Source organism: Kitasatospora sp. NPDC001175, assembly GCF_053598215.1.
Window position 1 is genome coordinate 1 of record NZ_JBSFJU010000012.1, and the last position, 22790, is coordinate 22790.

At 72.6% G+C, this 22790-nt stretch carries 11 protein-coding genes; 6 read left to right on the forward strand and 5 right to left on the reverse strand.

The window, feature by feature from the left end; genetic code table 11:
- The 5 genes from ACWDAK_RS11525 to ACWDAK_RS11545 all read left to right on the forward strand — a co-directional run.
- Window positions 1-12885: non-ribosomal peptide synthetase (locus ACWDAK_RS11525; protein ID WP_427394812.1), on the forward strand; the 12885-nt coding region annotated here is incomplete at its 5' end.
- A gap of 5 nt (window positions 12886-12890) precedes the next feature.
- Window positions 12891-13106, forward strand: a complete 216-nt coding sequence (locus ACWDAK_RS11530) for an MbtH family protein (protein WP_344637585.1) — start codon at window positions 12891-12893, stop codon at window positions 13104-13106.
- Window positions 13107-13116: 10 nt separating this feature from the next.
- Window positions 13117-14394, forward strand: coding sequence for a cytochrome P450 family protein (locus ACWDAK_RS11535; protein ID WP_427394813.1), 1278 nt, complete (start codon window positions 13117-13119; stop codon window positions 14392-14394).
- A gap of 30 nt (window positions 14395-14424) precedes the next feature.
- The gene (locus ACWDAK_RS11540) at window positions 14425-15159 is read left to right on the forward strand and encodes an SRPBCC family protein (RefSeq protein WP_344637583.1); all 735 of its coding nucleotides are present in this window, start codon (window positions 14425-14427) and stop codon (window positions 15157-15159) included.
- Window positions 15160-15192: 33 nt separating this feature from the next.
- Complete coding sequence (locus tag ACWDAK_RS11545) at window positions 15193-15381, forward strand: hypothetical protein (protein WP_344637582.1); 189 nt, start codon at window positions 15193-15195, stop codon at window positions 15379-15381.
- Window positions 15382-15715: 334 nt separating this feature from the next.
- On the opposite strand, the gene ACWDAK_RS11550 is transcribed toward ACWDAK_RS11545, so the two are convergent.
- Window positions 15716-16321, reverse strand: coding sequence for a hypothetical protein (locus ACWDAK_RS11550; RefSeq protein ID WP_344637581.1), 606 nt, complete (start codon window positions 16319-16321; stop codon window positions 15716-15718).
- Window positions 16322-16727: 406 nt separating this feature from the next.
- On the opposite strand from ACWDAK_RS11550, the gene ACWDAK_RS11555 reads away from it, so the two are divergent.
- Window positions 16728-17582 carry an SAM-dependent methyltransferase gene (locus ACWDAK_RS11555; RefSeq protein WP_344637580.1) on the forward strand — a complete coding sequence of 285 codons (855 nt, stop codon included), beginning with the start codon at window positions 16728-16730 and terminating at the stop codon, window positions 17580-17582.
- Between the two features lie 230 nt (window positions 17583-17812).
- Here the strand turns inward: ACWDAK_RS11555 and ACWDAK_RS11560 are convergent, their stop codons facing one another.
- From ACWDAK_RS11560 to ACWDAK_RS11575, 4 genes are read right to left on the reverse strand one after another with little or no spacing between them, the layout of a single operon-like run.
- Window positions 17813-18829, reverse strand: coding sequence for a ketoacyl-ACP synthase III family protein (locus ACWDAK_RS11560; protein ID WP_344637579.1), 1017 nt, complete (start codon window positions 18827-18829; stop codon window positions 17813-17815).
- Entirely contained in the window at window positions 18826-19554 is a 729-nt protein-coding gene (locus ACWDAK_RS11565; RefSeq protein WP_427394814.1) for an SRPBCC family protein, read from the reverse strand. Before ACWDAK_RS11565 ends, ACWDAK_RS11560 begins: the two co-directional genes overlap by 4 nt.
- Window positions 19526-21301, reverse strand: coding sequence for a thiamine pyrophosphate-binding protein (locus ACWDAK_RS11570; RefSeq protein WP_427394815.1), 1776 nt, complete (start codon window positions 21299-21301; stop codon window positions 19526-19528). Before ACWDAK_RS11570 ends, ACWDAK_RS11565 begins: the two co-directional genes overlap by 29 nt.
- Window positions 21298-22317, reverse strand: coding sequence for a GlxA family transcriptional regulator (locus tag ACWDAK_RS11575; protein WP_427394816.1), 1020 nt, complete (start codon window positions 22315-22317; stop codon window positions 21298-21300). The genes ACWDAK_RS11570 and ACWDAK_RS11575 overlap by 4 nt, the downstream gene beginning before the upstream one ends.
- Window positions 22318-22790: the final 473 nt, after the last annotated feature.

Genomic DNA, 22790 nt, shown 5'->3' on the forward strand with positions numbered 1-22790 from the left:
GTGGGGCCGGAGCAGGTTGTCGCCGTGCGGCTGCCGCGCTCGGTCGAGCTGGTGGTCGCGGTGCTCGCGGTGCTCAAGACCGGGGCCGCCTACCTGCCGGTCGACCCGGACTACCCGGCCGCCCGCATCGCGTACATGCTGGAGGACGCGCGGCCGGCGGTCGTGCTTGACGACCTGGCGGACGTCACGCCGGCGGGGGAGCAGCCGGAGACCGATCCGGTCGTCGCCCTGGACGCGCGGCACCCGGCCTACGTCATCTACACCTCCGGCTCCACCGGCCGGCCCAAGGCCGTGGTGATGCCCGCAGCCGGCCTGGTGAACCTGCTCGGGTGGCACCACCGCGCCGTCGGCGGCGAACCCGGCACGCGCACGGCGCAGTTCACCGCGATCAGCTTCGACGTCTCGGCGCAGGAGATGCTGTCCGCGCTGCTGTTCGGGAAGACCCTGGTGGTCCCCACCGACGAGCAGCGCCGCAGCGCCGAGCTGCTGGCCCAGTGGCTGGACCGGCACCAGGTCGAGGAGCTGTTCGCGCCCAACCTGGTGGTCGAGGCGCTTGCGGAGGCCGCCGAGGAGGCCGGGCAGGCACTGCCGAGCTTGCGGCTGATCGCCCAGGCCGGCGAGGCCATGCGGCTGGGCAGCGCGCTGCGCCGCTTCCAGCTCCGCCGGCCGGGCCGGGAACTGCACAACCACTACGGCCCCGCCGAGACCCATGTGGTCACCGCCTACCCGCTGCCGACCGACCCCGCCGACTGCCCGCTGCCGGTACCCATCGGCCGTCCGATCGCCAACTGCCAGGTTTATGTGCTGGATTCGGCCCTGCGGCCGGTCGCCCCGGGAGTGACGGGTGAGCTGTACCTGGCCGGGGCGGCGCTGGCCCGCGGCTATCTGAACCGGCCCGGACTGAGTGCGCAGCGGTTCGTGGCGTGTCCGTTCGGCCCGGCGGGCTCCCGGATGTACCGCACGGGTGACCTTGTCCGCTGGCGGGCCGACGGGGAGCTGGAGTTCGCCGGCCGGGTGGACCACCAGGTGAAGGTCCGCGGCTTCCGGATCGAGCCGGGCGAGATCGAGGCGGAGCTGGCCGCGCACCAGGGCGTGGCCCAGGTCGCGGTGCTCGCCCGCGAGGACCGGCCGGGGGAGACCCGGATCGTCGCGTACGTCGTGCCCTTGGCCGGGAGCGGGCCGACGGCGGCGGAGCTGGCGGCGTACCTGCGCGAGCGGATGCCGGACTATCTGGTGCCGTCGGCGTTCGTGCTGTTGGACGCGTTGCCGCTGACGCCGAACGGGAAGCTGGACCGGGCGGCGCTGCCCGCGCCCGACACCGGGAGCGCGGGGACGGGCCGTGCGCCGCACACCCCGCAGGAGCAGATCCTGTGTGAGCTGTTCGCCGAGGTGCTCGGGCTGCCCCAGGTGGGCGTCGACGACGGCTTCTTCGAGCTGGGCGGGCACTCGCTGCTGGCGACCCGGCTGGTGTCGCGGGTGCGGGCGACCCTCGGGGTCGAGCTGGAGCTGCGCAGTCTGTTCCGGACACCCACGCCGGCCGCGCTCACGGCCCAGCTGCACGACGCCGGCACCGCGCGGAAGGCGCTGCTGCCCAGGCCGCGCCTGGAGCCGATGCCGCTGTCGTTCGCGCAGCGCCGTCTGTGGTTCCTGCAGCAGTTCGGGACGCCCAGCGCCACGTACCACATGCCGTTGGCCCTGCGGCTGTCCGGCGACCTCCACCAGGGGGCGCTGGGGGCGGCGCTGGCGGACGTGGTGGCCCGCCATGAGACGCTGCGAACGGTGTTCCCGCACACCGCGGGTGTCCCGCGCCAGCGGGTGCTGGACGCCGCCGAGGTCACCATCGAGCTGACGGTACGTCACTCGGTTGAGGCGGAGCTGCCGGTGCTGCTGCGGGAGGCGGCGGTGCGAGGATTCGACCTGGAGACCGAAGTGCCGCTCAGGGCCGAGCTGTTCACGCTCGCCCCGGATGAGCACGTGCTGCTGGTCGTCATGCACCACATCGCCGGTGACGGCTGGTCCATGGGCCCACTGGCCCGCGACCTCGCCACCGCGTACGCCACCCGGCGTGGCGGCGGGGCGCCCGCGTGGCCGCCGCTGCCGGTGACGTACGGCGACTACACCCTGTGGCAGCACGAGATCCTCGGCGACGAGCGCGACGCGGACAGCGTGTTTGCCCGCCAGGTCGCCTACTGGAGCGAGGAGTTGTCCGGGCTGCCCGAGCAGCTGCGGCTGCCCGTCGACCGGCCGCGCCCGGCCGCCATGTCGTACGGCGGCGACCTGCTGGAACTCCGGATCGACGCTGAACTGCACGCCGCTCTAGTGGAGTTGGCCAGGAGGTCGGGTGCAAGTTTGTTCATGGTGCTGCTGGCGGCGTTGGTGGCGCTGTACACGCGGTTGGGCGCGGGGACGGACATCGCGATCGGGAGTCCGATCGCGGGGCGTACCGACGAGGCGTTGGACGATCTGGTCGGGTTCTTCGTGAACACGTTGGTGCTGCGGACGGACACGAGTGGCGATCCGAGTTTCGCGGAGTTGTTGGGGCGGGTGCGGGAGACGGCGCTGTCGGCGTACGCGCACCAGGACGTGCCGTTCGAGCACCTGGTGGAGGTGCTGAACCCGTCCCGGTCGCTGTCGCACCACCCGCTGTTCCAGACCGGGCTGGTCGTGCAGAACGCTCCGGGCGGCGACTTCGACCTCCCCGGCCTCCGGGTCTCCGGGGTGACCGTGCCCACCGGGACCTCGCGGCTCGACCTGACCTTCGGTCTTGCGGAGGAACGCGGTACTGACGGCGCGCCGGCCGGAATCAGCGGTGCCGTCGAGTACAGCACCGACCTGTTCGACCGCCCGACGGTCGAGGCCCTGGTCGCCCGGTGGACCAGGCTGCTGGCCGCGGTCGCTGTCGCGCCCGACCGGCCGATCGGCGGGATCGACCTGCTGTCCGCCGAGGAGCGCAGCGAGCTGCTTCCTTCCGTTGAGGGCGGGGTGGCCGCGGTGAGCCCACTGGAGATGTTCGCGGCGCAGGTAGCGGCGACGCCGGAGACCGTCGCTCTGGTCGGCGGCGAAACCGAAGTGACCTATCGTCAGCTCGATGCCTGGGCGAACCGGTTCGCGCATGCGCTGATCGCGCGGGGAGTCGGTCCGGAGCAGGTCGTGGCGGTGGCGTTGCCGCGGTCGGTGGAGTCCGTGGTGGCCATCCTCGGCGTCCTGAAGGCGGGAGCCGCTTATCTGCCGGTGGATCCGGCGTACCCGGAGTCGCGGATCACGTTCATGCTGGAGGACGCGCGGCCGACGGTGGTGATCGACGACCCGGCGCTGGTGGCTGAGGATGACTGGCCGGACACCGATCCGAAGATCGCGCTCGACGTCCGGCATCCGGCGTACGTGATCTACACATCGGGTTCGACCGGCCGGCCCAAGGGCGTCGTGGTCAGCCACGCCGGTGTGTCGGGCCTGGTGGCGGCGCAGGTCGAGCGGCTCGGCGTGGTGCCGGGCAGCCGGGTCCTCCAGTTCGCCTCGCCCAGCTTCGACGCGTCGTTCTGGGACCTCTGCAGCGCCCTGCTCACCGGCGCCACCCTCGTCCTGGCCCCGGCAGAGGCGCCGCTGGAGGCCCTGACGGACCGCCGACTCTCCGTCACCCATGTGACGCTCCCGCCCTCGGCCCTGGCCGCGCTGGACGGTGCCGAACTCACGGCCGCCACGCTGGTGGTGGCGGGTGAGGCCTGTGCGGCGGAGCTGGTGGCACGCTGGGCGCCCGGGCGGCGGATGATCAACGCGTACGGTCCGACCGAGACCACGGTGTGCGCGACCATGAGCGAACCGCTGTCGCCGGGGTCCGGTGTGCCGCCGATCGGCCGACCGGTCGCGGGCTTCCGGGTGTACGTGCTCGACGAGCAGCTGCGCGTCGTGCCGCCGGGGGTGGCAGGGGAGCTGTACGTCGCCGGCCCGGGGCTGGCCCGCGGCTACCTGAACCGGCCCGGGCTCACGGCCACGCGCTTCGTCGCCAACCCGTACGGGCCGGCGGGCGCGCGGATGTACCGCACCGGCGACGTGGCGCGGCGCCGGGCCGACGGCGAGCTGGAGTACGTCGGCCGCGCGGACCAGCAGGTGAAGGTCCGCGGCTTCCGCATCGAGCCCGGCGAGGTCGAGGCGGCGCTGGCCGAGCACCCGGCCGTCGCCCGGGCTGCCGTCCTCGCCCAGGACGACAGGCTCGTCGGCTACGCGGCGGCCCGTCCCGACGAGGCCGTCCGTCCGGCGGAGCTGGCGGCGTACCTGCGCGAGCGGCTGCCGGACTATCTGGTGCCGTCGGCGTTCGTGCTGTTGGACGCGTTGCCGCTGACGCCGAACGGGAAGCTGGACCGGGCGGCGCTGCCCGCGCTCGAGACGGCGTCCAGGGCGACGGTCCGGGCGCCGCGCACGCCGCAGGAGCAGATCCTGTGTGAGCTGTTCGCCGAGGTGCTGGGCCTGCCGGGGGTCGGGGTCGACGACGACTTCTTCGACCTGGGCGGGCACTCCCTGCTCGCCACCCGGCTGGCTGCCCGGGTTCGCTCGGTGCTCGGTGTGGAGCTGGGGCTGCGCGCGCTCTTCCAGGCGCCCACCGTGGCGGGCCTGGCTGCGGCGTTGGCCGGGGCCGACCGCGTCCGCCCGGCGCTGACCGTGCGGGAGCGGCTGGAGGCGGTGCCGCTGTCCTTCGCCCAGCGCCGGCTCTGGTTCCTGCACCGCATGGACGGCGCCGCCGCGACGTACCACATCCCGCTGGCGCTCCAACTGACCGGGACGCTCGACCGGGCCGCGCTGGACGAGGCGCTGGCCGATGTGGTGGCCCGGCACGAGAGCCTGCGGACGGTGTTCCCGGAGGTCGACGGCGTCCCGTGCCAGCGCGTCCTGGACCCGGCTGCGGCCCGGCCCCGGGCCCGGCTGGCCGAGGTGTCGGAGGCCGAACTGCCGGAGCGGCTCGCCGAGTTCGCCCGGCGGCCCTTCGACCTGGCGGCGCAAGTGCCGCTGCGGGCGGGGCTGTTCGCGGTCGCGCCGGACGAGCACGTGCTGCTGCTGGTCATGCACCACATCGCCGGTGACGGCTGGTCCACCGGTCCGCTGGCCCGAGACCTGGCCGAGGCCTACGCCGCCCGGAGCGAGGGCCGCGCGCCGAGCTGGCCGGACCTGCCGGTGCAGTACGCCGACTACACGCTGTGGCAGCGCGACCTGCTCGGCGACGCCGCCGACCCCCAGAGCCGGTTCGCCGAGCAGCTCGACTACTGGAAGCGGCAGCTGTCCGACCTGCCGGAGCTGGTCCAGCTGCCCGCCGACCGGCCGCGGCCGGCCGTCGCCGGCTGGCGCGGGGATCACGTCGGCCTGGAGCTGAGCCCCGAACTGCACGCCGCCCTGGCGGAGTTGGCGCGGCGCACCGGCACCAGTCTGTTCATGGTGCTGCAGGCGGCGTTGGCGGCGCTGTACACGCGGTTGGGCGCGGGGACGGACATCGCGATCGGGAGTCCGATCGCGGGGCGTACCGACGAGGCGTTGGACGATCTGGTCGGGTTCTTCGTGAACACGTTGGTGCTGCGGACGGACACGAGTGGCGATCCGAGTTTCGCGGAGTTGCTGGACCGGGTGCGGGAGACGGCGCTGTCGGCGTACGCGCACCAGGACGTGCCGTTCGAGCACCTGGTGGAGGTGCTGAACCCGTCCCGGTCGCTGTCGCACCACCCGCTGTTCCAGACCATCCTGGCCGTGCAGAACGCTCCGATGGGCCGGTTCTCGCTGCCCGGGCTGGACGTCGCCACCTACGCGGTGGCCACCGGAACCGCCAAGTTCGACCTGGGTGTGAGCCTCGCCGAGCAGTTCGGTCCGGACGGCAGCCCGGCCGGGATCGTCGGCGCGGTGGAGTACGCCACCGACCTGTTCGACCGCTCGACGGTCACCGCCCTCGCCAGGCGCTGGACGCTCCTCCTGGAGGCGGTCACCGCCGACCCGGACCAGTCGATCGGCGGGATCGACCTCCTCGACGCAGACGAGCGGCACCGGCTGCTGGAACGGGGCAACGCGACCGCCCGTGAGGTGGCGGCCGCCCCGGTGCCGCAGGCGTTCGCGGCACAGGTGGCGGCGACACCGGACGCGGTCGCGCTGGTGTGCGGCGATGTCGAGTTGACGTACAGTCAGTTGAATGCCTGGGCGAACCGGTTCGCGCACTCACTGATCGCCCGGGGCGTGGGGCCGGAGCAGATCGTAGCCGTGGCGCTGCCGCGTTCGGTGGAGTCAGTGGTGGCCGTCCTCGGTGTGCTGAAAGCCGGGGCCGCCTACCTGCCGGTGGACCCGGCGTACCCGCAGTCGCGGATCGCGTTCATGCTGGCGGACGCCCAGCCGGCACTGATGGTCGACGACCCGGCGCTGGTGACCGAGGTGTCCCCATGGCCGGAGACCGACCCCGTCGTCGCGCTCGACGTCCGGCAGCCCGCCTACGTGATCTTCACCTCGGGTTCGACCGGCCGCCCCAAGGGCGTCGTGGTCGGCCACGGCGGTGTGGCGAGTCTGGTCGCCGGACAGATCGAGCGCTTCGCGATCGAACCCGAAAGCCGGGTGCTCCAGTTCGCCTCGCCCAGCTTCGACGCCTCGGTGTCCGAGATCTACACCGCCCTGCTGCGCGGCGCGGCCCTGGTGCTGCCTCCTGCGGCCGAGCCGCTTGCCGCGCTGACCGACTCGGGCCTCAAGGTCACCCATGTGACCGTTCCCCCGTCCGTCCTCGCTGCCGTGCCGGAGGGCTCGGTGACCGTGTCGACGCTGGTGGTGGCGGGGGAGGCATGTCCGCCGGAGCTGGTGGAACGCTGGGCACCGGGCCGGCGGATGATCAACGCGTACGGCCCGACCGAGACCACGGTGTGCGCGACCATGAGCGACCCGCTGTCCCCGGGGGCGGGTGCACCACCGATCGGCCGTCCGATCGCCAACACCCGGGTGTACGTACTGGACGGGCAACTGGGGCCGGTGCCGCCGGGGGTGGCGGGGGAGCTGTACGTCGCGGGCGCGGGTCTGGCGCGCGGCTACCTGAACCGGCCGGGCCTGACGGCCGGACGGTTCGTCGCCTGCCCGTTCTGGGCCGGTGAGCGCATGTACCGCACCGGCGACCTGGTGCGCTGGCGCAACGACGGCCAGCTGGAGTACCTCGGCCGCGCCGACGACCAGGTGAAGGTCCGAGGCTTCCGGGTCGAGCCCGGCGAGGTCGAGGCGGTGTTGGCCGAGCACCCGGCCGTCGCCCGGGCCGCCGTCCTCGCCCAGGACGACCGGCTCGTCGGCTACGTCGTCCCGCGCCAGGACGCGGCCCGCGACAGCGGCCTCGAAGCGGATCACGTGGGCGAGTGGCAGGACATCTACGACGCCCTGCCCATCGCTCCCGAGGAAACCGCCTTCGGGCAGAACTTCGTCGGCTGGAACAGCAGTTACGACGCGAGCCCGATCCCCGTCGAGCAGATGCGGGAGTGGCGGGACGCCACCGTGGAGCGCATCCTGGCCCTGCGCCCCCGTCGGGTGCTGGAAGTCGGTGTCGGCACCGGTCTGCTGCTCTCGCAGATCGCTCCGCACTGCGAGAGCTACTGGGCGACCGACTTCTCCGCCACCGCGATCGACGCGCTGACCGCGCAGGTGGCCCGGCAGCAGGACCTGGCCGGGCGCGTCGTGCTGCAGACCCGCCCGGCGCACGACACCGACGGGCTGCCCGCCGGGGAGTTCGACACCATCGTGATCAACTCGGTGGTCCAGTACTTCCCGTCCGCCGACTACCTCGCGGACGTGATCAACCGGCTGATGGGCCTGCTCGCCCCCGGCGGCGCGCTCTTCGTCGGCGACGTACGCAACCTGCGGCTGCTGCGCCCGCTGGCCACCGCCGTCCAGCTGCACCGGATCGGCGACGGCGCCGACCTCACCGCGGTGCGCCGCGCGGTGGAGCAGGCCGTCAGGGTGGAGAAGGAGCTCCTGGTCGACCCGGACTTCTTCGCCGTCCTGCGGGGGCGCGGCACGGACATCGGCGCGGTGGCCGTGGAGGTCAAGCGCGGTCGGCACCACAATGAGCTGACCCGCTACCGCTACGACGTCACCCTGCACAAGCCGCCGGTCACCCCGGCGGCCCCGAGCCGGCGCGTCGAGCTGGAGTGGGGTCGGCAGGTCGCCGATCTGGCCGAGCTGGGCGAGCTGCTCGCCCGGCCGCACGCGGACGTGCTGCGGATCACCGGGGTGCCGAACCGCCGCGTGGTGCGGGAGTCCGCCCTGGCCCGGGCGGTGCAGAACGGGGACGGGTCGCTCGCCGAGCTGCTGGAACGGCTGCACGCCCCGGAGAAGAGCGACCTCCCCGACCCGGACGACTTCCACGCCCTGGGGCGGGAACTCGACTGCTGGGTGGGCGTCACCTGGTCGGCCACCGCGGCCGACGCCGTGGACGTGGTCTTCGCCGACCCGCGGGCGCTTCACGGCTTCCCGGTCGAGCCGTACCGGCCGGCCCGGGGTGCAGGCAGGGCGCTGTCGTCGCTGACCAACCACCCGACCGGCAGCCGGGGCACCGGTGCCCTCATCGGCGAACTCCGCGACTGGCTGCGCGGGCGGCTGCCCGACTACCTGATCCCGTCGGCGCTCGTGGCGCTGGAGGCGCTGCCGCTGACGGCCAGCGGCAAGCTCGACCGCCGCGCGCTGCCCGCTCCCGACTTCGGCTCGGCCGGAGCCGGGCGGGCGCCGCGCACCCCGCAGGAGCAACTCCTCGCCGAGCTGTACGCCGAGGTGCTAGGACTGGCACAGGTCGGTGTCGAGGACAGCTTCTTCGACCTGGGCGGGCACTCGCTGCTGGCGACCCGCCTGGCCGCCCGGGTCCGGGCGACCCTCGGCGCGGAGCTGGAAGTCCGGAGTCTGTTCGAGACCCCGACCGTGGCCGCTCTGGCGGCCCGCCTCGACGGCTTCGGAACGGCGCGGCCCGCGCTGACCGCCCGGCCGCGACCCGAACGGGTGCCGCTGTCCTTCGCCCAGCGCCGCCTGTGGTTCCTGCACCGGATGGACGGGCCGAGCGCGACCTACAACATGCCCTTCGCGCTGAGCCTGACCGGCGGCCTCGACCGGTCGGCCCTGCACGCCGCGCTCGCGGACGTGGTCGCCCGGCACGAGAGCCTGCGAACGGTCTTCCGCGAGACGGACGGTGTGCCGTACCAGGTCGTGCTGAGCGCCGCACAGGCGCACCCGGCGCTGCCGGTGGTCGAGCTCGACGAGAGCCGGCTGGCCGAGCGGCTGGCGGAGGCGGCCCGGCGCGGGTTCGACCTGGCCGCGGAGCCGCCGGTGCGGGCGGAGCTGTACGCGCTCGCGCCCGACCGGCACGTGCTGATGGTCGTGGTGCACCACATCGCCGCCGACGGCTGGTCGATGGGCCCGCTCTCCGGCGACCTCGCGGCGGCCTACGCGGCGCGCTGCCGGGGCGAGGAGCCGCGGTGGTCCCCGCTGCCGGTGCAGTACGCCGACTACACCGGCTGGCAACGCGACCTGCTCGGCGACGCCGCCGACCCGGACAGCCTGTTTGCCAGTCAACTTGCCTACTGGAAGGACGAGTTGGCGGGAATTCCGCAGCAGGTGCAGCTGCCCGTCGACCGGCCCCGGCCGCCGGTGGCCTCCCAGCTGGGCGGCCGGGTGGTGGTCCGGCTGGACGCCGAACTGCACCAGGCGCTGCGGGACCTGGCCACCACGCGCGGCGCCAGCATGTTCATGGTGCTCCAGGCCGGCCTCGCCGCGCTGCTCACCCGGCTCGGCGCCGGTACGGACATCCCGATCGGGAGCCCGATCGCCGGCCGTACCGACCAGGCCCTGGACGAGCTCGTCGGGTTCTTCGTCAACACCCTGGTGCTGCGCACCGACACCAGCGGCGACCCCGGCTTCGCCGACCTGCTCGGTCGGGTGCGGCAGAAGGCGCTCACCGCGTACGACCACCAGGACGTGCCGTTCGAGTACCTGGTCGAGGTGGTCAACCCGGTGCGGTCGCTGGCGCACCACCCGCTGTTCCAGATCATGCTGGCCCTGCAGAACGCGCCGCTCGGCGAGTTCGCGCTGCCGGGGCTGGAGACCGGCCACTTGGAGGCGCCAACCGGCACAGCGCGGGTCGACCTGACGTTCAGCCTGGCCGAGCAGTTCCGCCCGGACGGCGGCCCGGACGGCCTGGTCGGCGCGGTGGAGTACGCCACCGACCTGTTCGACGCGCCCACCGTGGAGCTGCTGTTCGAGCGCTGGGCACGGCTGCTGCGCGCAGCAGTCGCCGACCCCGACCGGCCGATCAGCCGGATCGACATCCTGTCGGGCGAGGAACGCCACCGGCTGCTCGGCGAGTTCAACGACACCGCCGCCGAGCTGCCCGAGGCTGCGGTGCCGGAGCTGTTCGCCCGCCAGGTGCGGGCCATCCCGGACGCGGTCGCCGTCGTCGCGGACGGCACCGAACTGACCTACCGGGAACTCGACCTGCGGGCCAACCGCCTCGCGCGGGCGCTGATCCGTCAGGGCGTGCGGCCGGAGACTCCGGTCGCGGTCATGCTGGACCGCTCGGCGGAGCTGGTCGTGGCGATCCTGGCGATCATCAAGGCGGGCGGCGCCTACGTCCCGCTCGACTCGCGCTTCCCCTCGTCCCGCATCGACCTGATCCTCCGGGAGACCGAAGCCGCGCTGGTGCTCACCGAGGACGTTCTGACCGCGCTGATCCAGGGTGAGCCGAATACCTCGGACGTGGAAGTCCGTTGTGACCAAGGGCAGTTGGCGTACATCATGTACACCTCCGGCTCGACCGGGCGGCCGAAGGGCGTGGCCGTCACCCACCGCGACGTCGTGGGCCTCGCGCTCACCCCCGAATGGCACGGCGGCGGGCACGAGCGGGTGCTGATGCACTCCCCGACCGCCTTCGACCTCTCGACCTACGAGCTGTGGGTGCCGCTGCTCAGCGGCGGCCGGGTCGTGGTCGCACCGCCCGAGCGCCTCGACCTCGACCTGCTCCAGCACACGGTCACCGCGCACGGGGTGACCGGCCTGTGGCTGACGGCCGGCCTGTTCCGTCTGGTCGCCGAGGAACGGCCAGGCCTTCTCGCCGGGGTGCGCGAGGTGTGGACCGGCGGTGACGTGGTCTCCCCGGCCGCCGTCGCCCGGGTTCTGGCGGCCTGCCCCGGCATCGAGGTGGTCAACGGCTACGGGCCCACCGAGGCCACGACCCTGGCCACCTGCCACTCGGTGCGCACCCTCCCCGAGCACGCCGCGACCGTGCCGATCGGCGGGCCGATGGCGAACATGCGTGCCTACGTGCTCGACGACCAACTGCGGCCGGTGCCGATGGGCCTGGTCGGCGAGCTGTACCTCGCCGGAGTGGGCGTGGCCCGGGGCTACTTCGGCCGGCCCGGCCTGACTGCGGAGCGCTTCACCGCCGACCCGTACGGGCCGCCCGGAAGCCGGATGTACCGCACCGGTGACCTGGCATGGTGGCTGGCCGACGGCACGCTGGAGTTCGCCGGCCGCGCCGACCACCAGGTCAAGCTGCGGGGCCTGCGGATCGAGCCCGGAGAGATCGAGGCCGTGCTCGCGAGCTGCCCGGGTGTCGCCCAGGCGGCCGTCGTCGCCCGCGAGGACCAGCCGGGCGACAAGCGGCTGGTCGCCTATCTGGTGCCCGCACCCGAGGGCGCTCCCGAGTCGGGCGAGCTGTCCGAGCGGCTGCGCCGCGAGCTGCCCGAGTACATGGTGCCGTCGGCGTTCGTCACCCTGGACGTGCTGCCGCTGACCGCCAACGGCAAGCTGGACCGGGCCGCCCTGCCGGCCCCCGAGTACGGCACGACGGGCACCGGCCGCGGCCCCCGGACGCCGCAGGAGCAGCTGCTGTGCGACCTGTTCGCCGAGGTCCTCGGTCGGCAGCAGGTGCGCATCGACGACAGCTTCTTCGACCTGGGCGGGCACTCGCTGCTGGCCGCCCGCCTGGTCTCCCGCGTCCGTGAGACCCTCGGCGTCGAGGTGGGCCTGCGCACGCTGTTCGAGGCGCCGACCGTGGCCGGGCTCACGGAACGCCTGGTCATGAACGATCCCGACGACGCGCTGGACGTGGTGCTGCCGCTGCGCACGACCGGGACCGGTACACCGCTGTTCTGCATCCACCCCGGCGGCGGCATCAGCTGGTCGTACTCCGGCCTGCTGAACCACGTCGGCCCGGAGTATCCGGTCTACGCGATCCAGGCGCGCGGCCTCGGCCGGCCCGAACCCCGGCCGACGTCCTTCGAGGAGATGGCGGCCGACTACACCGACCAGATCCGCAAGATCCAGCCGGAGGGTCCGTACCTGCTGCTCGGCTGGTCCGCCGGCGGGCTGATCGCCCACGCGATCGCGTGCGAGCTGCAGGCACGCGGCGAGCGGACCGCGCTGCTCGCGATCCTCGACGCCTACCCGGTGAAGGACGTGGTGTTCGAGGAGATGCCCGTTCCGACCGAGCGGGACGTGCTCGTCGGTGTGCTCGACGTCGACCCGGACGAGCTGGGCGATCGGCCGCTGACCTACGGCGAGGTCGCCGAGGTCCTGCGCGAGCGGGGCAGTGCGCTGGCCGGCCTGACGGAGCGGCAGATCGAGGTCATCGTCCACATCATGATCAACAACGCGAAGCTGGCAGTCGACTTCGTCCCCGGCAGGTTCGAGGGAGACCTGCTGCTCTTCAACTCCACGATCGACCGTGCCGAGGACAATGCCGGGCCCGGGACCTGGCGCCCGTACGTCGCCGGCCGGATCGAATCGCACGAGATCACCACCCGGCACGACCGGATGACCCAGCCCGGCTCGCTGGCCCAGATCGGACCGATCCTGGCCGCCAGGCTCGCCGAGGCCACCGGTGACACCCCAACCCGCAACCAGGAGGACTGATCCCCATGACCAACCCGTTCGACGACCAGGACGGCACCTTCCTCGTGCTCGTCAACGAGGAGAACCAGCACTCGCTCTGGCCCCAGTTCGCCGACGTCCCCGCGGGGTGGACCGTCGCCCACGGCCCCGACACCCACGCCGCCTGCCTGGAGTTCGTCGGGCAGAGCTGGACCGACATGCGGCCCAAGAGCCTCGTCGACGCCATGAACGCCCAGCGGTAGAGCGGCAGAAGTGAACCCCACCGACACTGTGGGCGAGACCCGCACCGCGGCGGGCCCAGTGGGGCCCGGTGACCCAGCGGCGGATCCGGAGGGGCCCGGCGACCTGGCGGCGGAGATGCACACGCCGGAGTTCCGCCGGGACCCGTACCCGCTCTACGCGCGGATGCGCCGAGAGTGCCCGGTCCACCGCAGCCCGCAGGGTATCTGGTACCTCACCCGGTACGCCGACGTCGAGGCGGCCCTGGGCGACCTGCGCCTGTCCAACGACCGCGACCGGGTGACCCGGGCCCTGGGCGCACTGGGCGGCAACCCGAAGGAGCTGAGCCGGCTCACCAGCCGGCTCGGCAGGGTGATGACCAACACCGATCCGCCGGACCACGCCCGGCTGCGCAAGCTGGTGAACAAGGCGTTCACAGCCCGGCGCGTCGAGGCCCTGCGGGAACGCGTCCAGGCGATCGTGGACGGGCTCCTCGACCGAGCCGTGGCCGCAGGGCCGGCCATGGACCTCATCGAGGCGGTCGCCTCGCCACTGCCGCTGTCCGTCGTCTGCGAGCTGTTCGGCATCCCGCCCGAGGACCGGTCGCGCGTCAAAACGTGGTTCCGTCGGCTGGGCAGCCTGACCCAGGACATCGTCCAGGCCGAGGCGGCCATCGACGAGTTCGAGGAGTACCTGTCCCGGCTCATCCGGCAGCGTCGGGCGGACCCGGGCGAGGATCTGATCAGCGCCCTGGTCACCGCGCAGGCACGAGGCGATCAGCTCACCGACGCGGAACTGTTGTCGACCTGCTTCGTCCTCGTCACCGCCGGCGACGAGACGACCACCCACCTGATCGGCAACGGGACCCTCGCCCTGCTGCGCCACCCCGACCAGCTGGCCCGGCTGCGGGACGAGCCTTCGCTGATCCGCACGGCCGTCGACGAGTTGGTCCGGTACGACACGCCGACCCAGGCGATCATCCGGGTTGCCGCCGAGGACGTCCCGATCGGTGGGGAGACGCTGCGCGAGGGAGAGCTGGTGTTTCTGTCCCTCGGCTCGACCAACCGCGACCCCGAGCGGTTCGACGACCCCGACCGGCTCGACCTGTCCCGCCCCGGCAACCGGCACCTGAGCTTCGGCAACGGCCCCCACTTCTGCCTCGGCGGACCGCTGGCCAAGCTCCAGGCCGAGCTGGCCATCGGCACGCTGGTCCGCCGGCTCCCACAGCTGCGGCTGGCCGACGGGGCGGTCCTCGAATGGCGGCCCAACCCGCTGCAACGGCGGCTGAGCGCCCTCACCCTCACCTACTGACACCTGACCGACGACAAAGGAGAACCGATCATGGCCCGAGAGTTCCAGGTCCGCAGGGAGCAGGAGCTGCCTGCCACGCCCGACCAGGTCTGGCGCACGGTCGCCACCGCCGGCGGCAACCTCGGCTGGCTCTACCCCATGGAGATCGAGCCGCACGTCGGCGGGAAGGTCTCCCGCGGTGACGGGACCGTCGTGGCGTGGGAGCCGCCGCACCACTTCGCCGTCCGGGCGACCAGGGACGGCGGGTTCTCCAACACGCTCAGCTACCACATCGAGGCGGCTGACGGCGGAACGAGCCACCTGCGCATGGGGATCCACTGGGTGCACGAGGGCGTCGTCGACGACGGCTGGGACACCAGGGCGGACGCGGCCGAGAAGCACGTCGACTTCTACCAGCACAGCCTGGCCGAGTACCTGACGCACTTCGCGGGGCGTCCCGCCGTCTACGTCAAGGCCGACCGGCCTGGGCCGAGCGCCGATCCCGCCGAGTTCGCCGCCCTGCGCCGGCGGCTCGGTCTGGCCGTCGGCACGGCCGTCGGCGACCGGCTCTCGGTCGACCTCCCGGGCGGGGACGGCCCGGTGGAGATGGTCGTGGACTGGCTCAGCCGCGACTTCGTCGGCCTGCGCGGCCCGGACGCGCTGTACCGCTTCTTCGACGGGAGCTCGTGGAACTGGCCGATCTGGCTGGGCCACCACCTGTTCGCCGATGACGCGGACGAGCAGCAGGCCACCAAGGCGTGGAACGCCTGGCTCAACGGCGCCTGACTCGTCGAACGACAGACAGCCGGAGGACCTCTGGTGGAAACACTGCTCTTTGCCGCCGAACTCATCGAGGAAGGCGGTACCTACAAGCTCGTCGTGCAGGACGTGGTGCGGGAGACGGTCCAGATCACCCCGGTCCCCAAATCCGCGGTGGACAGGCTTCCGACCTTCCTGTCGGCGCTCAGCGCCAAGCTCAACTCCGCACCGGGACGCGGCCGCTGGTAGACCGCCTCGGACTCCATGAAGCCGGTGCCGTCCGGCGCAGCAGTTCCGGACGGCACCGGCTTCGCGACGACAGCGGCCCAAGGCCCGGCGGTCCCCGTCAGGTGGAGAGGGCATCCGGTTTCCCGGATGCTCCGCCGGTTGAGGCCGCCGCTTCCCGCGGGTCGCGCACACGGCCGGGTGACACCTGCGAGGACTCGAGGACGTCCTCGTGCTCGCTGGTGGGGGCCGGAGTTGGGCAGGGCCCCACAGCTAGTTCCCTGTGCCTGCTGAAGCGGCATCCGTCCAGGTCGGATCCGGTACGCGGGCGGCAAGCGGTCCTTTCATCGCGCCTCGGTCACCCTCGTTGCCAGGTGGCTGCGAGGTGCACGCCGGCGAACGCGAGGGCCGTGCCGGCGGTCAGCGCGAGTGTCAGGGCGGACCAGCGACGGCCGCGGCCGGGGGCGGGTCGGCCGGGCTGGCTGGAACGACGGCGCAGGTCGGCGCCGAGCAGTCGGGCCAGGCGGGGCAGGTGCAACAGGACGTGCAGCGAGGTGACGCCGACCCAGCACAGGAACGCGGCCTTGTGCAGCAGCAGGACGGGAACGGGCCCGGTGTCGCGTCCGACCAGTGCGAGGGTCAGGCCGGTGGCGAGGACACCGACCGTGCTGGCCACCATCAGCGGGCCGAGTAGCCGTTGTGCGAGCGGCGGAGGGCCCTGGCGGCGGTAGGCGGGGGCGCCGGTGTAGTACCGGACGAACCGGTAGCCGGTGCTCGCGAGCTTCAGACAGACGGGCCCCGTCAGCAACAGCCCGACGAAGACGTGGACGGTCACCAGTCGGCTGATGGACAGGATGGTCCAGCCCTGTACGGCAAGCAGCAACACCAGCACCGCACCGGTGACGGCGGTGAGTCGGGCGTTTCCCTCGGGGTTGCCGGCGCCGCCGGGGTCCACGCCATTCACCTGTGGAGCATCGCTCGTCAGGGTCACCAGGCCATCCTCATGCTCGGTCCGGGCGCGGCTCGTCGACCGTGCCCTGTTGGCGGCTCGTGCCGGCGGGCTGCCGGTCGGTGAGCAGTGTGCCTGACGGATGCTGAAGAACCGGTTCAGCCGGCTGACAGGCACGGTGAGCCGTCAGTGGGGCCGAGCGGCCGCGCCGCGTCGAGTATCCCGCCCAGCGCCCAGGCGGCCGGCCCGCGTCGACGTGAAGACGGCCGGACACCGCAGCCGATGTGGCCGCACTGCAGCACGTAGTCGTTGAGCCCGTGCCGCGGTGCGACCCCGCCGTGTACCCGGTCACCGTCGACGATCCACTGGAGAATCAACGTAACGTGGTCACTCGGTAGCGGAACGGCACGAGGAGTGCGGTATGAGCACGGGCGAGGAGAGCGCCGTGGACGCCGTGGAGACGGCGCGCAAGTACTACGGGAACAGCGAGGTCGACGGCTTCTACTCCGTCGTGTGGGGTGGCGAGGACATCCACACCGGCACCTACCGCGACGAGCGCGAACCCATTGCGGCCGCGTCCCGGCGCACCATCGAGCTGGCGGCGGCGAAGATCGCCGATCGGCTCGGCCGCCCCGGGGCCACGGTGCTGGACCTCGGCTCCGGGTACGGTGGCCCGACCCGCTGTCTGGCCGAGCGCTTCGGGTGTCGGGTGGTCGCGCTCAACATCAGCGAGACGCAGAACGAGCGGCACCGCAGGACCAACGCCGAGCGCGGACTCGACCGGCTGATCGAGGTGGTCACCGGCTCGTTCCAGGACATCCCCTTCCCCGACGGTCACTTCGACGTCGTCTGGTCGCAGGAGGCCTTCTGCCACAGCCCCGACCGCGACCGGCTGCTCGGTGAGGCGGCCCGAGTGCTGCGGCCGCAGGGGGACCTGGTCTTCACCGATCTGATGGCGGCCGACGGTGTCGCGCCCGAGTCACTGCGGGCGGTGGTCGCGCGTCTTGGGGTGGACGCCCTCGCCACACCGGAGTACTACCGGAAGCGGATTGCCGAACTCGGGCTGACCCGGATCGACTTCGACGACCGCAGCGGGCAACTGCTCACCCACTACACCCGATTGGAGGAGGAGACCAGGCGAAGGGCGGCGGAACTGCGCCGGATCATCGGCCCCGCCTATCTGGATGAGCTGCTGGAGAACCTACCGCTGTGGGTGGACGCCTGCCGGGCGGGCCGGTTCAGCTGGGGAGTCTTCCACTGTCGCAATGACCGGTAACTTCCCCGCTTGCCCGGGAGGTCGGCTGTTTTCGGCGATCACCCGCCCGAGTCGCCGACAGCGAGTGCGCCGACCTACCGCAGTGCGCCGGTAGAGATTCCCTTCGGGCCCTGCTGCTCACCGCCTGGACGCCCGGTTGCCCGGCCGTCCAGTACGCCCTCGACGTCCGGGCCGTCCGGCGGGAGGCAGCCGCAGCGTGACCGCTGGTGGAAGCCGGGATCGCCCCACCGTCAGGAAGCCGGCGTGCCCCACCGGATCGCCGCCGCACCCGCGTAGTCACCCGCGTGTGCGAAGCCGCCCAGCACCACCAGGTCGCCGTCCTTCACCTGCCCCGACCGCAGGGCCCGGTCCAGCGTGACGGGGATGGCGGCGCCGAAGAGGTTGCCGCAGCTGTCGAAGGTGTCGGGGTGCCGCTCGGGTGGAAGCCCCAGCGCCTGGCGCCAGTTGTGCAGGAACGTGCGGTTGGGCTGGTTGGTGACCAACAGGTCGATCTCCTCGGTGGGGACGGCGATCCGCCCGCAGACCTCGGCGACGATCTCGGGCACCAGGCGGTTTCCGCGTTCCAGGACCGTACTGACGCTCTCCTCGGTGAAGCCGATCCGCAGCTGGGACCGTCCTGGTTCCCAGTAGCGGCGCCCGTCGTCCAGGAGGGCGGTCATGTCACCGCCGTACGCGCCTATGTGACGGGCGGACACCTCAAGTACGGGCGAGGCCGTGGAGGTGGTGACGTAGCCGACTCCGCAGCCGTCGCCGGGAATTGCGGCCTGGGCGAGACGTCGTACCTCGGACTGGGTGAAGAGCTGGCCGGCGGATGTCTGCGCGTTGCATATCAGCGCCGTCCTGGCCTCGGTGCTGCGAAGGATCTGCCGGGCCAGCTCCAGCATGTGCACGAAGGAGGCGCAGCCCCCGTTGGCGATGTCGATCAGCCAGGACGGGTTCAGTCCGAGCCGGCGGGCGACCTCGGTGCCGGCGCCCACGAACGGGGTGTCGGGCAGCTGACTGTGCACCAGCAGAACGTCCACGGAGCGGATCTCGGTCCGGCCGTGCCGCTCGATCAGCGGCTGTACCGCTCGCTCCACCAGGTCCACATTGCTCTCCCCGGCCACGTGGTGCCTCAGCGGCGGGACCCGGAACATCGGGCTGTCCCTGAGCCGGTCCTCCGCGCCCGGGTGGTCGGTGTAGAAGGCGGCCGGGACGGGTTCCCCGGGCAGGTAGCCGGAGACGTCGGTGAGGCTGACCGTCCTCACTGCGCGACCGCCGGACCCGTGGCGGCACCCGCCGGGCGCGGCGGGACGCTCACCGGAAGACCGCCCAGGTGGCGGTGTTCCAGGATCGCCTTGAGGTTGGCCAGCTCCACCGTGTGGCCGGCGTAGAACAGGTCCCAGTACGCGCCCACCCAGGCCCGGTCCGAGCGCGGGGCGAGGTCGGGGCGGGGGTTGGCGTCGTAGAACGGGTGCCGGCAGTTCGTCCACGTGATCACGGAACCGGGCCGGTCCAGCACCAGCTCGGCGGGCACGACCCGCATCAGGTAGATCATCCAGAGCTTCTCGCCCTGGTCCCAGGAGCAGTGGAAGTCCACGGTCCTGGCCTCGGCATTGGTCTCCACCCGGCAGTAGATCCGGGTCTGCGCCTCCAGCAGATCGTCACCGACCCACAGCCCGGCGGTGCCGGTGGGCGCGAAGTTCCGCAGGCTGAAGGTCCACTCCTCCAGGTGGTGACCCTGCCTCAGGTACGCGTACGCCTCATCCGGCGGGCAGTCGACGTACTCGTGGATCGTGCAGTACCGCCCGTAGACCTCCTGGTGCGGGTAGGCCGGGCGGGTGAGCTCCGCGCACCGGGCCGCCAGCACGGCCGGGTCGGTGTTCTCCACCCTGGTCAGCCCGGGAATCCCGGTCAGTCCGCGAACCTCGGTCGGGCCCGAAGGCCCGGTCAGGTGCGAAGGCTCAGCCGACGTGGACGGTGCGACGCTCATGGACGGACTCCTCGTGTTCGGCCGGCAAGTGGCCGGCGGCGGTCAGAAAGGGAAGGAACGGGGGAATCTCGGCGGGGTCGAGGTCCACTGCCACCAGGGCCGGACCGCTCCCCGCGTTGCTGCGCAGCAGCGCCCGGCGCAGCTGCGCGCCGGTCTCGGCCCGGCTGACGTCCAGGGTGGGGAACAGGCCCGCCACCCCTGCGGCGATGTCGGAGGGGAGGAACAGGTTGCCGGGGTGCGGGGCGCCCTGGAACAGCTGCTCGCGGGTGGCGCACATGGCGTGGGCGTTGTTGTTGAGGATCACGAAGGTGACCGGCGCGGCGTACTCGAGGGCGGTGTGCACCTCCATGCCGTGCATGAAGAAGGCGCCGTCGCCCGCGAGCACGTAGGTGCGCCGTCCGGTGGCGAGCGCCGCTCCGATGCCGGCGCCGAAGGTGTAGCCCATGCCGCCCATGCCGACGGCGACCACGAACCGCCCCCGGCGTGGGGCCGGGAGGCGGTGGATCGCGCTGGCGCCGGCGTTCCCGGCGTCCACGAAGACATGGGCGTCCGGGGGGAGCGCGTCCGCCACCGCCGCCACTGCCTCGGCGTGGGAGATGCCGTCGCTGGTGGGCGGGGTCGCCAGCGGGACCGGTCCGGCGTGCTCGGGGGCCGGGCGGCTGCCGGGAGCGAACCGGGCGGCCAGCCCGCGCAGCGTGTCGCGCAGATCGCCGGACAGGTGGAGCCCGGGGGAGCACGGGACGAACGGAGGCTCGGGATCGACGCAGATCACGGGCGTCCGGGCCAGCTCCTGCTCCAGTCCGCCACGGGCCATCACCGACAGCCGGGTGCCGACCAGCAGGCAGAGCCCGGCCCGCCGCAGGCAGTCCAGGACGTTGGGGTGCCCCATCACCCCGGCCACCCCGGCGAACCGCCGGTCGGTGTTGTCGAAGACGTCCTTGGCGTCCGGTACGACCGCGACCCAAGACCCCAACCTCCGGGCCAACTCAGCCAGTTCGACCTTCGCTCCGACCGTGGCGACACCCTCGCCGGCGATGATCAGCACCGGCCCGGCATCCCGGAGGCGCTCCGCCGCGAGGTCCAGCTGCCGCGGTAGCGTTCCCGGTTCGACGGGTGCGACGGGTTCGACCGGGAGCGCAGGTGGTGCGGGCCGAGGGGATGTCAGCGTGGCCTGCTGCACGTCCTTGGGCAGCAGCAGGACGGCGGGCCCCCGAGGATGCGCGTCGGCCGCCGCCAGCGCCCGAGCCAGCAGCCGCGGCAGGTCATCGGCCGCCTCGACCCGGGCGCAGAACCGGCTGACCGGCTCGAACACCGCACGGGCGTCGAGGGATCCGGCCCGCCCGCTGGAATCCTGGAAGGCGCCGCGCCCGTCCAGCGCGGTGGGCGGCTGCCCGACCAGGGCGAGCATCGGTACGCGTGAGGCGTAGGCCTCCGCCAGCCCCGGCAGCAGGTTCATCGCGCCGCCGCCGGAGGTGACCGCGACCACTCCGATCCGGCCGGTGGCGCGGGTGTGTCCGTCCGCCATCGTGACGGCGGAGAACTCGTGTTTGGCGATCACGGTACGCACCGCGCCGCCGGTGGCGTTCAGGGCGTCGTACAGGTCCTCGATGTTCGCGCCGCCGATGCCGAACACCTGCCGGACGCCGGCCCCGGCCAGAGCGGCCGCCAGGTGGTCGACGACGCGGACGGCGGTGGCTGCGGGAGCGATGGCGACCGCCTGCTGGGTCACCCGGATGTCGGTGGTCACGGGGTGGCACTCCTCTCCTCCGGAACGGTCGCGAGGACCAGGCCGGCCGGCGCCACGGCCTGGAAGCGCCGGCGGTACTCGTTCGGGGTGAGTTCCAGCGTCCGGCCGAAGGAGCGGAAGAACGTCTCGGCGGAGGCGAAGCCGCAGCGAACGGCTATCTGACCTGCCGTCAGTTTGGTGGATTCCAGGAGCTTGCGGGCCCGGGCGATGCGCATCTGCTCGATGTACTGGCCGGGCGGCGTGCCCACCTCGCGTCGGAACACCCGGGCGAAGTTGCGCACGCTCATGTTGGCGCGCTCGGCTATCTCGGGTACGGGAAGCGGCTGTTCGAGGTTCTCCAGGATCCACTCCTGGGCCGCGCGGATCGGCGGGCGGTCGGCGAGCTGGGCGTCCAGGATGGTGCTGAACTGCGACTGGCCGCCGTTCCGCTTGAAGAAGAGCACCAGGAAGCGCGCCACCTCCAGGGCGAAGGCCGCACCGTGGTCGGCCTCCACCAGTGCGAGGGTCATGTCGATCCCGGTGGCCACCCCGGCCGAGGTCACGTAGTTGCCGTCCCAGACGAAGATGGGCTCCCGCTCCACCGTCACCCGCGGGTACCGCCGGGCCAGTTCCTCGCAGTACGCCCAGTGGGTGGTGGCCCGCCGCCCGTCGAGCAGCCCCGCCTCGGCGAGGAGGAACGCACCGCCGCAGACCGACACGACCCGGCGCGAACGCGTGGCCGCCCGCCGGATCCAAGACACCAGATCCCGGTCGGCCAGCGCCTCGTAGAGACTCCAGCCACCCGGCACGAGGAGCGTGTCGATCGGCCCCTCACCCGCCTCCAGCGGCTCCGCCTCGATCACCATCCCCGCACTGGTCCGCACCCGTGGAGCATCGGCCGAGACGAACTCGACCCGGTACCCGCCCTCGCCACCTGGACGCTGCCGGCCGGCGGTGTCGAACACCTCGGCCGGCCCCGCGATGTCCAGGGCCTGGGCACCGGGGTAGACCACCACAACAACTCGTCGCTGAGACACCGTCACAGCCTGTGTCCGGATCCAGGGTGGCGGCAATGACGGCTTAGTGACGAATTCGGCCATCACGGCCGGTCACCACTCCGTCGACCAGCAGTGATGGCACAGCGTGACGATCGGATGTGAGGCGCGTCATAGTCGCCGTGCACGATCTGCTGCTCGCGTCACCCCGGGGCGAACCCGGCGGAGCCGTTCCGGAGCACCGGGACGCGGCCGGGGCGCCGGCGGTCCCGCCGGCTCGCCCGCGAGTTGAGGTACCGGGGAGGGAGCACCTCGTCCATGGTGGGATTCCGTTCTCGTCATCGGCGATTCCTGGGGCCGCAGCAAGTCCAGGACTGCTGTTCCTCGGGAAGGCGCAGGATCGCCTGAAGCCGGTCGCGGCGTGCGAGCGTCTCCGCCTGCTCGTCCTCGTTCGGTGGCCCTGGGCCGACTTGTCGGCCCGTGTCCGGAACTCGCCGCCCGGCCCGGGGGCATAC